Origin of the sequence: Nocardiopsis sp. CNR-923, from assembly GCF_001942255.1 — a bacterium.
Lineage (GTDB): Bacteria > Actinomycetota > Actinomycetes > Streptosporangiales > Streptosporangiaceae > Nocardiopsis.
Map to the genome: position 1 here is coordinate 103,656 of NZ_MKKC01000060.1, position 12,195 is coordinate 115,850.

Below are 12,195 nucleotides of genomic sequence, written 5' to 3' on the forward strand. Positions count from 1 at the left end.
TCGTCCCAGACCCGAGGGCCGGCCCGGCATGCCCGGCTCGGGTGGACCCGCGAGCGGAGACCGGCACGCCGCGACCACCTCGGTCCCGACCCCGCGGTTCTACGAGCGGGACGAGACCGAGACGTCGCCGAACGCCGCCGGGTTCGAGGTCGACGAGGTCCTGCACGTGCCGGACCGGCCGGGCCCTGAGCAGGTCCTCGTGGCCCGTGGGCCCTGGCGCGGAGTCAGGAAATGCCGCGGAAGAAGGTGCGGAGGTCGTCCGCGAGCAGCTCCGTCTCCTCCATGGCCGGGAAGTGACCGCCCTCGGTGAACTCGCTCCAGTGGCCGATCGCCTTCCCCGGGTCGATCACGCGGCGCATGAGCGGGTGGGTGTCGAACACGGCCCATCCGGACGGCACGTCGGAGCCCATGACCAGGTCGAGTCCGGAGTGCTCGTTCTCGTAGTAGAACCGCGCGCTCGACGCGCCGCTGCGGGTGAACCAGTACAGGCTGATGTTCGCGAGGAGCTGGTCGCGGTCGACCGACTCGTCCGGCGTCCGGTCGTCGCCGTCGGCCCGAATCTTGAACTTCTCGGCGATCCACGCGAGCTGACCGACCGGCGAGTCGGTGAGCGCCGCGCCGATCGTGTCGGGACGGTGGTTCTGCATCACCAGATACCCGCGCTCGGCCGCATCCTTGGTGCGCACTGCCTCGATTTGGGCGATCTCGTCAGCGGACAGACCGTCGGGGTAGGGGAACACGTCGCCGACCAACCCGAGTCGCCCGCGGTCAAGGCCGATGTGCATGCCGATGACGCGCTCCGGGTGGAGCGCCGCGAGACGGCCGGTGGTGCCCGAACCGATGTCGGTGCCGTGGGCCCCGAACCTCGCGTAGCCGAGACGCGTCATGATCTCGGTGTAGGCGTCCGTCGTCCGCGCCAGCTCCCAGCCGGTCCCCGACAGCGGGGTGGAGAACCCGAAGCCGGGCAGCGACGGGATGACCACGTGGAACTCGTCGGTCAGCAGCGGGATGAGTCGCTGGTACTCGACGAACGAGCCCGGCCAACCGTGGTTCAGGACCAGCGGGACGGCCTCCGGGTTCGTCGACCGCGCGTGGACGAGGTGGAACGTCTGGCCGTCGACGACCGTCGTGAACTGTTCGAACTCGTTGAGCTTCTCCTCCTGCGCACGCCAGTCGAACCCGTCGCCCCAGTACTCGGCGAGCTCCTTCAGGTACACCAGCGGGATGCCGCGGCTGAAGTCGGTGCGATCGCCTCGGCCCGGCACGGGGATTGGCCAGCGCGTGTGCGCCAGCCGGTGACGCAGGTCGTCGATGTCGGCCTGCGGGATGTCGATGCGGAACGGTGTGAGCGTTTTGTTCTCGTCCATGACACCGACGTTCCCAGACAATGCGGCAGGTGAGGTTCCGCAATTGCTGGAATGATGGGGAACATGTTGGAGACCTCGGCCCGCCTGCTCGAACTGCTGTCCCTGCTCCAGCTCAAGCGCGACTGGACGGGCTCCGAGCTCGCCGACCGGCTCGATGTGAGCACGAGGACCGTGCGCGCCGACATCGGCAGGCTGCGGTCGCTCGGCTATCCCGTGGACGCGCGCCCCGGCGTCGCGGGCGGGTACCGGCTGGCCGCCGGGACGGCGATGCCCCCTCTGCTGCTCGACGACGACGAGGCCGTCGCCGTCGCGGTCGGACTGGGCGCGGTCGCGACCCAGGGGCTCGGCGTCGAGGAGACATCGCTCACCGCGCTCGCGAAGCTGGAGCAGGTGCTGCCCTCGCGCCTGCGTCGGCGCGTCGAGGCGGTACGCGAGGCGACGAGCGTCGTTCCTGGGGCCAAACCGCCGCTCGATCTCTCGGTTCTCGGCGTGATCGCCGCCGCGATCCGCGGCCACGAACGGCTCCGGTTCGGATACACCAAGCGCGGGGGCAGCGAAGGGGCCCGCCACGTCGAACCGCAGCGGCTGGTGAGCTGGGGGCCGCTCTGGTACCTGCTCGCGTGGGATCTCGACCGTGACGACTGGCGGGTCTTCCGCGTCGACCGCATGGTTGCGCACGCACCGACGGGTGCGCGGTTCCAGCCGCGCGTGATCCCGGAGGACCATGTCGTCGAGTACGTCGTCGGACGCGTCAGCAAGGCGGCCTGGAAGTACCGCGCCCGGGTGCTCGTGCATGCTCCCGCAGCCAAGGTCGCCGCGAAGATCCCCATCCCGGTCGCGTCGAGGCGGTCGACGAGTCCACGTGCCGTGTCGAGCTGGGTTCCGACGACCCGGACCGGCTCGCGCTGTGGATGGCGCAGCTCGACGTCGACGTCGAGGTGATCGACGGAGACGAGCTCGCGGTGGCGTTCGATCGCCTCGCGACGCGGTTCCGCCGTGCGGCGGGTGGCGCATCCACGACGTGAATCCCGGCCGTCGGATTCACCGGCCTCTCAGGTCAGTACATCTACGACGGCGCTCCGGGCGGGCGCGGAGCGTTCCACCGGTAGCGCAGCGCCAGCACGCGGACGGTGAAACACGCCGCCGCGCCCGCGCCCGCGACCCACCCCGCGGCGAACCCGGTCATGCTCATGACCACGACGAACCCCGCGCCCAGCACCGCCGGGATGGCGTACAGCCGCGAGTCGGCGCTGAGCACGGTCGGGATCCGGGTCAGCAGGACGTCGCGGAGGGTCCCCCCGCCCACCGCGGTCAGCGCCCCTAGGATCGTCGCCTGGAGGGGGCCGACCCCCAGCTCCAGCGCCTTGGTCGCCCCGATCACCGCGAACAGGCTCAGCCCGGCCGCGTCGAACAGCAGGATCGGCTTGGTCAGGTGGTGCAGCCACCAACTGAGGCAGTACGCCACCGTGGCCCCCAGCAGCGCCGTGACCAGGTAGCGCCAGTCCTGGAAGGTCGCCGGGGTGACCCCCAGCAACACGTCGCGGATGATGCCCCCTCCGATCGCGGTGACCACGCCCAGCGACATCACCCCCACGATGTCCACCCGCGCCCGGCGGATCGCGGTCAGGGCGCCGTCGAGGGCGAAGGCGAACACCCCGAGCAGGTCGAGGACGAGCAGGAAGGTCTGGGTGGACATGCGACCGCGCCGTGACGGCGCCCTTTCCGGGGTGATGTGGTGCGACAACCCGCAAGTACACCATGCCGGGCCGCTTCGGCGGCCGGAGCGTCCCCGGACCGGTGTGCGTGTCGCCCCTTCCGCCACCGGCCGAGAGGCGACACGATCGGGTGGACCGACAGACACCGGGCGGAGTTGAGGCACATGGAGCACGTCGACGTGATCGTCATCGGCATGGGCCCGGGGGGTGAGACGGTCGCCTCACGGCTCCTGGACGCGGGCCGCCGCGTCGCCGTGGCCGAGCGCGCCTCATCGGAGGGGAGTGCGCCTACTACGCCTGCATCCCCTCCAAGGTCCTGCTCCGCCCGCCCGAAGCCCGCCGGGAGGCCGTGGGCGCGGCCGGGCTGGGCACACCCGATCTCGACTGGCCCGCCCTGCGCGAGTACCGCGACACGATGATCCGCCACCTGGACGACACCGCGCAGGCCCAGGGTTACCGCGACCGGGACGCCTGGTGCTCCGGGGCGCCGCCCGGGTGACCGGGCGCGACCCGTGGCGGGTGGCGGTGGGCGAGACCGAGCTGATCGCCGACCACGTCGTCGTGGCCACCGGCTCCGCCGCCGTGCGTCCGCCCGTGGAGGGACTGGACGGGCTCGACCCCGCACGGGTCTGGACCAACCGCGAGGCCACCACGCTCACCGCCATACCCGACAGCGCCCTGGTGATCGGCGGCGGCGCGGTCGGTGTGGAGCTCGGCCAGTTCCTCAACCGGATGGGCGCCGACGTGACCCTCGTCCAGCGCGGCCCTCGCCTGCTGGCCCGTGAGGACCCGCGCCTGTGCGCGCTGCTCGGGCGACGGTTCGCCGCCGACGGTGTCGACGTGCGGGTGGGGACCCAGGTGGTCTCGACGGCCCACGACGGCCCCGGGGTGCTCTCGACCCTCGACGACGGCGCGCGCGTGCGCACCGACGTGGTCCTCCTGGCCTCCGGGCGACGCCCGTGCGCCGACGGCCTCGGACTGCAGGATTGGGGCGTGGCCCTGGAGGGCGCCGCGCTCCCCGTGGACGAGTGGTGCCGGGCCGCGCCGGGCCTGTGGGGCGTCGGGGACGTCACGGGCCGGGCGATGTTCACCCACGTGGCCAAGTACCAGGGACGCGTGGTCGCCGACAACATCCTGGGCCTGGGTCGGATCGCCGACTACACGGCCGTGCCCCGCGTGGTCTTCTCCGACCCCGAGGTCGCCGCCGTCGGCCTCACCGAGCGGCAGGCACGCGACCGGGGCATCGACGTGGTCGCCGCCGAGGTCGACGTGCCCGCGGTCCTGGCCCGCCCGTGGACCTACACCACCGACCCCGAGGGCACGCTCGGCCTGGTCGCCGACCGCGACCTCGGTGTGCTGGTGGGGGCGTGGGCCTTCGGCCCCCTGGTGTCGGAGTGGATCCACACGGCGGCACTGGCGATCCGGACCCGGGTGCCGATCCGGGTGCTGCTCGACTCGATCCCGCAGTTCCCCACGTTCAACGAGGCCTATCTCGTCGCCCTGGAGGAACTGGGGGTCTGACCGGTGGCGCGGCGCGGGGCGCCGGTGGACACCGCCAGGTCCGCCCGCGCGCTCGCCCAGCTCCCGGCGGGGTCGCCCATGCCCGACCGTGACGTCGCGGTCGGCCTCCCGGCCCGGTCGGGCGGGGCCGCCAGCAGGGCGTTCCAGCAGGCGGGAACGGCATGGGCGGCAGGAGCCGGATCCCGTCGCGCGGTCCCGCGGCGTCAGGCGGCGTCGCTGCGACCGCCGCGCCGTCCCAGCCGGGTGAACACCTCGTGCAGCGCGTGGTCGGTGTCGGACACACCCGCGTGCAGGGCCGCCAGCCAGGCTGCCCCTCCCGCGGTGCATCCGGCCATGGCGATCTGCGTCCCCGAGGCCCCCAGCGCCAGCTTGCGGGTGAGCGCGGCGCGCACCGGCTCCGAGTGCGTGAGCACCCCGCCGGACAGCACCACCGGAGTCCGTTCCCCTGGCGTGCGCACCTGGTGCACCGTGTGCGCCAGGTGCCCGGCGGCGGCCTCGACGATCACGTGTGCGGCCGGGTCGCCCGCGGTGTGCGCCTGGCTGACCAGCGGAGCCAGCGTCGCCAGCGCGATCGGCGGGCCCTCGGTCAGCGTGCGGGCGAAGTTGCGGGCGTGCTCCTCGGGCCGGTGTTCGTCCCCGCCCGCCGGACGCTGACCGGGGATGACCCGCTTGGCCACCGTGCGCGCCAGCGGACTGAGCTCCCCGCCCCGGGACAGTTGCCGCGCGGTCTCCTTGGCTGCCTGGTGCCCGATCCAGAACGCCGACCCGTCGTCGCCGATCAGCCACCCCATCCCGTCGGCCGACCGGCTGCGCAGCCGACCCTCGATCCGCGTCGCGATCGCCCCGGTGCCGGCGATGAGCACCGTTCCGTCCGGCAGCGGTGTGCCCGAGGCGAAGGCCACCTCGTCGTCCCCGGTGAACTCCGCCGTGCCGGGCGGCAGACCCGCCTCGGCCAGGGCCTCCTCCATCCGGGCGCGCACGTCCGGGTCACGCAGCGCCGACACGCCGGCCAGTCCGATCACCGTCGCCACGACCTCCTGGCGGGCCCAGCGCTCGGCCCGGTCCAGCGCACCCTCGACCGCCTCGGTCAGCTGCGCGGCTGCGCGGATCACGCCGTGGGCGTTGGGGTTGGCCCCGCCCGCCCACGACTCGCCCAACCGTTCGCCGGACAGGGTGGTCACGAGCGCGCGCGTGGTCGTGCCGCCCGCGTCCACTCCCACCACGAGACGCGCGGGACCTCCGCGCGCGGACCGGTTTCGCTGTCGCTCGGGCGCAGAAGGAGGAGTCACACCGTAGAGGTGCCCCTTCGTCGAGTCGACTACTCCTCCCCGGTCCGCGGCTCCCCGGTGCCGCGACCGGAGGAAAAACGGGTGGCGGGGTCAGGGGCGCTCCTGATAGGCAGACTGCCATGACGCACGAAACCGAACCCGGCCAGAGCCGGACCCCCGCCGCGGAGTGGACGGTCCGCGGCAGCGACCGTGACGAGTTTCCCGAGGTGGTCCGCGTGGTGGGGGAGGCGCTCCTGGCGCCGGACACGGTGGAGGAGCGGCTTGAGTCCGTCAGCCCGCTCATCGACGCCCACGGGTACGACCGCATCCTGGTGGCGACGGACGCCGACGAGGTCGTCGGGTCCGTCAACGCCTTCCCGTTCGAGATGACCATGCCCGGCGGGCCGAGGCCGGTGGCGGGCGTCACCGGGGTGGGCGTGTGGCCCACCCACCGCAGGAAGGGGGTGCTGAGCGCGCTCATGCGCCGTCAGCTCCGCGACCTGCGCGCCCGGGGGGAGAGTCTGGCGGCGCTCTGGGCCTCGGAGGGCGGCATCTACGGCCGGTTCGGGTACGGGGCCGCCTCGACGGAGTCCGCGCTGACCGTCGCCCAGCCCCACTCCGCGCTCATCCCGGACGCTCCCCGCGACCCCGCGCTCACCCTGAGACTGCTCTCCCCGGAGCAGGCGCGTGACCAGGTCGCCGAGGTGTTCCGGAGGGAGGTCCCCGCCAGGATCGGCCGGTTCCAGCGCCAGCGCGTCTGGTGGGACCGCGTGTTCGCGGACACCCCGAACGTGCGCGGCGACCGCAGCTTCCTGAAGGTGGCCCTGGTCAGCGACGTCCGAGGTCCGGTGGGGTACGCCCTGTACCGCACGCGCAGAGTGCTGGACCGCACGGGCTGGCAGAGCGAGCTGCGCGTCCAGGAGCTGGTCGCGGGCACGCCCGCCGCGCGCGTGGCCCTGTACGACCACGTGTTCAACCGGGACCTGGTCGCCAGTGTCGTCGTGGAGAACACCGCGGTCGACGATCCGCTGTGGAACCTGCTGGCCGACCGGCAGCGGATCACCGCGGTGTCGATCACCGCCCTGTGGATGCGGCTGGTGGACGTGCCCGCAGCCCTGGCCGAGCGCTCCTACGCGGCGTCGGTCGAGACCGTGGTCGAGATCGCCGACCGGTACGCGCCGTGGAACGCCGGACGGTGGCGGATCAAGGCCGACGAGGACGGCGCAGGGGTAGAGCTCACCGACGACGCCCCCGACCTGTCCCTGGACGTGTCCCATCTCGGGGCGGCCTTCCTGGGGCAGCACACGCTGGCCGCCCGGGTGGCGGCCGGGGTGGTCACCGAGCACGCGCCCGGTGCGGCGGCCCGGCTGGACGCGGCCCTGCGGGTGGCCCACGCGCCCGTGTGCGGCCTGATCTTCTAGGCGGTTGAGGCGACTGCGGACGCTCCTTGGCTCGCGGGCGGCGGAACCACGTCCGGCGCGCCCGGCTGACGGCCCGGTCGGGGTGGCGGGTGCCGTCCGCGCGGGCCGCGCGTGGTGTGGAGTCGACGCGTCCAGGGTAGGGCTCCACCGTCAGACACAACGCTGAGCCGCCAAACGGACACGCAGGGCGATGTTCGGTGCGGTGGGCTCCGGCCCGGCCCGCTCGGGCCGCGGGCCGGGACCATCGTCCGAGCCGTGGGGAGCGGGGGTCAGCGACGGGCGCAGGGGAGTTCGAAGACATGCACGCGACTGTGGGAGACCGGGTCCGGATCAGGGGCCGGGTCGTCGGGATGCGGGAACACGTCGGCGAGATCCTGGAGGTGCGTGGAGCGCGGGGGGAGCCGCCGTACCGCGTGCGGTTCGACGACGGGCACGAAGCCCTGATCTTCCCGGGCCCCGACTGCGTCATCGAGCAGCGCGGCCCGGTGGACTGATCCCGCGCCTGCGACGGCCCAGGGCGTGCCCGGCCCCCGGGCGCGCCCAGCGGCGCCGGTTCCTACGTCAGCGCCTTGACCAGGCGATCGACATCGTCCTCGTCGTTGTACAGGTGGAAGGACGCCCGCATCCGGCCGGCGCGCGCGGAGGTGGCGATCCCCGCCCGCGCCGCGCGTCGGGCCGCCTCCTCCGACACCTCCAGGGACACGATCGCCGACCCGGCCGGTTCCAGGTCCATCGCAGTCCGCAGCCGGTTCGCCAGCGCGGTGTCGTGCTCGCGGATGGTCTGCACCCCGACCTCCTCGATCAGCTCCAGCGCCGGGAGCAGCCCGTACCAGGCGGGCCACACCGGTGCGAGGTCCAGGCGGCGCGGTGCGTCGGACAGCCGCAGCGGCCCTCCGTACAGCGAGCTCCACGGGTCGGTGCCCGCGAACCAGTTCGGCGCGAGCGGCCGGAGCGCGGCGAGTGCCTCGGACGTGCCGGTCAGGAACGCGGCGCCGCGCGGCCCGAGCGCCCACTTGTAGGTGCTGCACACGGTGAGGTCGACGCGGTCGGCGGGCACGGGGAGCCAGCCGAACGACTGGGTCGTGTCCAGCATCAGCCGCGCGCCGTTGTCGGCGCACGCCGTGATCAGGTCCTGCACCGGGGCGATCGCTCCGGTGGCCGACTGGACCGCGGCCACGGCCACCAACGACGTGTTCGGGCCGACCTCGTCGGGCAGGCGGTCCAAGGGGACCTCGCGCACGCGGAGCCCGTCGGCCTCCCGGGACATGAACGGGAAGACCACGGAGGTGAACTCGTTCCGCGCGACCAGGACCTCCGAGCCGGCGGGCAGGCTCGCGGCGATCGTCCCGGTGAACTGGGACACGTGCGTGCCCACGGCGATCCGCTCGGCGGGGACGCCGACCAGACGGGCGTAGGCGGAGCGGGCGGACGCGACGACGTCGTCCGAGTCCGAGGGCTGGAAGCGGCCCGCGCTCGCGTCGTGGATGTACCGTTCCAGGGCCTGCCGCGCCAGCAGGGGTGGGAGCCCGTGTGTGGCGGTGTTGAGGTAGGTCACCTCGGGGGAGAACTGCTGTCGCGCGGCGTGCAGGCGGGCACGGCTGATGTCGTCCATGCCTCGATGCAAACAGTCGCGGAGGGGCGGCTCAAGGGCCAATCCGGGCCGAAGTGGTGTTCCCGGTCAGCTGCGGAACTTGGCCCGTGCGGTGGTGGAGCCGGCCATGAGCTTGTTGAGCAGGCGGACCAGTTCGCGGCGTTCGTCGGGTTCGAGGGCCTCGGCCCAGGCGCTCTCGCGTCGGTTGTGGGCGCGGAAGCCGCCGAGGATCGCGCCGTAGCCCGCCTCGGTGAGGCTGAGCTGGAGGGCGCGGCGGTCGTGTTCGGCGCGTTCGCGCACGATCAGCCCGTCGCGTTCGAGGGTGTTGAGCAGGGCCGAGAGTGCGGCACGGCTCATGCCGGAGATCTCGGCGGTGGTCTTGGCCTCCATCGGTCCGGCCAGCCAGAGTGCGAAGATCACTCGGAAGCCCGGCCAGGTCAGCCCCCTGGGGCGGTGGACGGAGGACTCCAGATCGTAGACGACCATGCTCGTCGCCCGGTTCAGGGTCAGGACCATGCGCATCGCCTCGGCGTCGACGGAGGGCAGCTCTCGTTCCGCCTTGCGCACCGCGTAGTCGACGAAGGACCAGAAGGTGAGATCGCTGGGGGGAGCGGTGTTATGGGTCACTCGACCAGCCTAGTGCCTGGCTTCGGGCGCGGAGCGGCCGAAGCGTGCCCGTCACGCGCGTGGCGCGTGGGACGCACGGCGGATCGGGAACCGTGGTGGGCGGCCCGCCCGGGGCGAGGTGGGTGCGCTCGTGATGTGATCCGTATCACCGAATGGTGAGTGGTGGCCCCCCTGGCCGTGTGGCGTGGGGCACGTTATGGTCAGAATCATCAAAGGTTTGATCATTTGGGCGGCCGACCGCCGTCCGTGAGCGAGTGAGGGGTCCATCGACCATGGCCAAGCCGTTCGCCTCGTCCGCCGACACCGACGCCAAACAGCAGACACTGGAGGTCCTGGACGACGGCGTCTACGCGCTCACCGCCGAGGGCGACCCCAACGTGGGCGCGATCGAGGGCGAGGACTTCGTCGTCGCGTTCGAGGCCCTGGCCACCCCCGCCGCCGCCCGGGACTGGCTCGCCCTCCTGCGCGAGCACACCGACAAACCGGTCCGCTACCTCGTGCTCTCCCACTACCACGCCGTCCGCGTCCTGGGCGCCAGCGCCTTCGACGCCGACGTCATCCTCACCCACGAGAAGACGCACGAGCTCATCCGCGAGCGCGGTGAGCAGGACTGGGCCAGCGAGTTCGGCCGCATGCCCCGCCTGGCCAAGGACCCCGACTCCGTGCCCGGCCTGACCTGGCCCACCCAGACCTTCGCCGACCGCACCACCATCGACCTGGGCGGCGACCGGGGCGAACTGGTCCTGGAGCACTTCGGGCGCGGCCACACCGAGGGGGACATCGTCGCCTGGCTGCCCAGGCGAGGGATCCTCTTCGCCGGCGACCTCGTCGAGGCCGAGGCCGCCCTGTACACGGGCGACGCCTTCCACCACGACTGGGCCGGCCCCACCCTGGACCGCGTCGCCGCCCTGGAGGCCGAGGTCCTCATCGGCGGACGCGGGGCCGTCACGCGCGGCCGCGCCGCCGTCGACGCCGCCATCGCCCAGACCCGCGGCTTCCTCACCACGATGATCCGCGAGGTCGGCGCCGTCCACGGGCGCGGCGGCACGCTCAAGGAGGCGTTCCAGGCCGCCCACACCGCCCTGGAGGGAGCCTACGGCCACTGGCCCATCTTCGAGCACTGCCTGCCCTTCGACGTCTCCCGCCTGTGGGACGAGTTCTCCGGCATCGAGCGCCCCGTCATCTGGACCGCCGAGCGCGACCGCGAGGTTTGGGCCCAGCTCCAGGACTGACACCGAGGCCGACCCCCTGACCAGCGCGCCCCGCACGGGCGTCCCACGCCGAACGGAGCCCACCATGCGCCCTCCAGCTCCACGTCCCCCCGCCGACACCGTCGCCGAACCCGTCCTGGTGCTCGGCGCGGGTCCGGTCGGCCAGACAGCGGCCCTGATCCTGGCGCGGCGAGGGGTGCCCGTGCGGGTCCTGGACACCCGCCCCGAACGCGACGCCGTCGGCTCCAAGGCCATCTGCCAGCAGCGCGACGTCCTGGACGTGTGGGACTGGCTCGGCGCCGGGAGCATCGCCGAGGAGGGGCTGACCTGGGACACCGCCCGCACCTTCTACCGCGACCGCGAGCTGTTCAGCGTCCGCCTCCCCGACCCGGGCGCCTCGCCCCTGCCCCCGTTCGTCAACATCTCCCAGTCCCGCACCGAGCAGGTCCTCGACGGCCTCATGGCCGAGGCGGCGTCGAGGTCCTGTGGAACCACCACGTCACCGGGATCGCCCAGGACGACGGCGGAGTCGACGTACGCTGCCAGACCCCCGGCGGCGAGGCCGTGCTGCGCGGCTCCCACGCCCTGGCCTGCCTGGGCGCCCACGGCGGCGTCGTCCGCGAGGCGCTCGGCCTGGACTTCTCGGGCACCTCCTTCGACGACCGCTTCCTCATCTGCGACATCCGCGCCGACCTGCCCGGATGGGAGCGCGAACGCCGCTTCTACTTCGACCCCGAGTGGAACCCCGGCCGCCAGGTGCTCATCCACCCCTGTCCCGACTCGGTCTTTCGCATCGACTGGCAGGTCCCCGCCGACTTCGACCTCGACCGCGAGCGCGACAGCGGCCGCCTGGACGCGCGCATCCGCCGGATCATCGGCGACACGCCCTACGAGATCGTCTGGCACTCGGTGTACCGCTTCCACACCCGCGTCACCGACCGCATGCGCGCCGGGCGCGTCCTCCTTGCGGGCGACTGCGCCCACCTGGTCGCCCCCTTCGGCGCCCGGGGCCTCAACTCCGGTGTCCAGGACGCCGAGAACGCCGCATGGAAACTCGCCTACGTGCGCGCCGGGTGGGCGGGCGAGGACCTCCTGGAGAGCTACCACACCGAGCGCCACGCCGCCGCCCTGGAGAACGCGGACATCACCGGCGCCACCATGCGCTTCCTCGTCCCCCACGGCCCCGAGGAGCACGACCGGCGGCGCACCGTCCTCGAACGCGCCCTCACCGACCCCGACGCCCACCCCCAGGTCGACTCGGGGCGCCTGGCCGAACCCTTCTGGTACACCGACTCGGCCCTCACCACCCCCTGCCCCGACCGCCCCTTCGGCGGACGCCCGCCGCGCGGGCAGACCCCCGACCCCTGCCCCGGCGTCATCCTGCCCGACGCCCCCGCCGCCCTCCCCGGAGCCGGGGAGCCCGTCCGCGTACGGATCCTGCTGCGCGAGCAGATCACCCTCCTGCTCGGTCCCG

The 12,195-nt window shown here is 73.1% G+C and carries 8 protein-coding genes and 3 pseudogenes; 6 read left to right on the top strand and 5 right to left on the bottom strand.

What is annotated here, in order from left to right; all coding sequences use genetic code 11:
• Positions 1 to 224: 224 nt before the first annotated feature.
• Positions 225 to 1,367, bottom strand: coding sequence for an epoxide hydrolase family protein (locus tag BJF83_RS04285; RefSeq protein ID WP_075925255.1), 1,143 nt, complete (start codon positions 1,365 to 1,367; stop codon positions 225 to 227).
• A gap of 63 nt (positions 1,368 to 1,430) precedes the next feature.
• Here BJF83_RS04285 and BJF83_RS04290 point away from each other — a divergent pair.
• Positions 1,431 to 2,392 (top strand): annotated as a pseudogene (locus BJF83_RS04290) (helix-turn-helix transcriptional regulator).
• Between the two features lie 41 nt (positions 2,393 to 2,433).
• On the opposite strand, the gene BJF83_RS04295 reads toward BJF83_RS04290, so the two are convergent.
• Positions 2,434 to 3,063, bottom strand: coding sequence for a trimeric intracellular cation channel family protein (locus tag BJF83_RS04295; protein WP_075925256.1), 630 nt, complete (start codon positions 3,061 to 3,063; stop codon positions 2,434 to 2,436).
• Between the two features lie 183 nt (positions 3,064 to 3,246).
• Between BJF83_RS04295 and BJF83_RS04300 the strand changes: the two are divergent.
• Positions 3,247 to 4,603, top strand: a pseudogene (locus BJF83_RS04300) (dihydrolipoyl dehydrogenase family protein).
• A gap of 203 nt (positions 4,604 to 4,806) precedes the next feature.
• Here BJF83_RS04300 and BJF83_RS04305 read toward each other — a convergent pair.
• Positions 4,807 to 5,817 carry an N-acetylglucosamine kinase gene (locus BJF83_RS04305; protein ID WP_075925267.1) on the bottom strand — a complete coding sequence of 337 codons (1,011 nt, stop codon included), beginning with the start codon at positions 5,815 to 5,817 and terminating at the stop codon, positions 4,807 to 4,809.
• Positions 5,818 to 6,011: 194 nt separating this feature from the next.
• Here BJF83_RS04305 and BJF83_RS04310 point away from each other — a divergent pair, with 194 nt between their 5' ends.
• Both BJF83_RS04310 and BJF83_RS04315 read left to right on the top strand, forming a co-directional pair.
• Positions 6,012 to 7,292 (top strand): GNAT family N-acetyltransferase, encoded by a 1,281-nt coding sequence (locus BJF83_RS04310; RefSeq protein WP_075925257.1) that lies wholly within the window; start codon positions 6,012 to 6,014, stop codon positions 7,290 to 7,292.
• Positions 7,293 to 7,591: 299 nt separating this feature from the next.
• Positions 7,592 to 7,786, top strand: a complete 195-nt coding sequence (locus BJF83_RS04315; RefSeq protein WP_075925258.1) for a DUF1918 domain-containing protein — start codon at positions 7,592 to 7,594, stop codon at positions 7,784 to 7,786.
• 62 nt (positions 7,787 to 7,848) lie between these two features.
• On the opposite strand, the gene BJF83_RS04320 is transcribed toward BJF83_RS04315, so the two are convergent.
• Together BJF83_RS04320 and BJF83_RS04325 are read right to left on the bottom strand one after the other, a co-directional pair.
• Positions 7,849 to 8,904: an aminotransferase class V-fold PLP-dependent enzyme gene (locus BJF83_RS04320; protein ID WP_075925259.1), complete on the bottom strand. Its 1,056-nt coding sequence runs from the start codon at positions 8,902 to 8,904 to the stop codon at positions 7,849 to 7,851.
• Between the two features lie 66 nt (positions 8,905 to 8,970).
• Positions 8,971 to 9,510, bottom strand: a complete 540-nt coding sequence (locus BJF83_RS04325) for a MarR family winged helix-turn-helix transcriptional regulator (RefSeq protein WP_075925260.1) — start codon at positions 9,508 to 9,510, stop codon at positions 8,971 to 8,973.
• Positions 9,511 to 9,782: 272 nt separating this feature from the next.
• Between BJF83_RS04325 and BJF83_RS04330 the strand changes: the two genes are divergently transcribed.
• Both BJF83_RS04330 and BJF83_RS04335 read left to right on the top strand, forming a co-directional pair.
• Entirely contained in the window at positions 9,783 to 10,742 is a 960-nt protein-coding gene (locus BJF83_RS04330; protein WP_075925261.1) for an MBL fold metallo-hydrolase, read from the top strand.
• Positions 10,743 to 10,806: 64 nt separating this feature from the next.
• Positions 10,807 to 12,195: pseudogene (locus BJF83_RS04335) on the top strand (FAD-dependent monooxygenase); the annotation flags it as partial.

Bases quoted from the DNA above. Each gene is read 5' to 3' on its own strand.
- BJF83_RS04285 (WP_075925255.1), bottom strand. From the start codon at position 1,367: ATGGACGAGAACAAAACGCTCACACCGTTCCGCATCGACATCCCGCAG.
- BJF83_RS04295 (WP_075925256.1), bottom strand. From the start codon at position 3,063: ATGTCCACCCAGACCTTCCTGCTCGTCCTCGACCTGCTCGGGGTGTTC.
- BJF83_RS04310 (WP_075925257.1), top strand. From the start codon at position 6,012: ATGACGCACGAAACCGAACCCGGCCAGAGCCGGACCCCCGCCGCGGAG.
- BJF83_RS04315 (WP_075925258.1), top strand. From the start codon at position 7,592: ATGCACGCGACTGTGGGAGACCGGGTCCGGATCAGGGGCCGGGTCGTC.
- BJF83_RS04320 (WP_075925259.1), bottom strand. From the start codon at position 8,904: ATGGACGACATCAGCCGTGCCCGCCTGCACGCCGCGCGACAGCAGTTC.
- BJF83_RS04330 (WP_075925261.1), top strand. From the start codon at position 9,783: ATGGCCAAGCCGTTCGCCTCGTCCGCCGACACCGACGCCAAACAGCAG.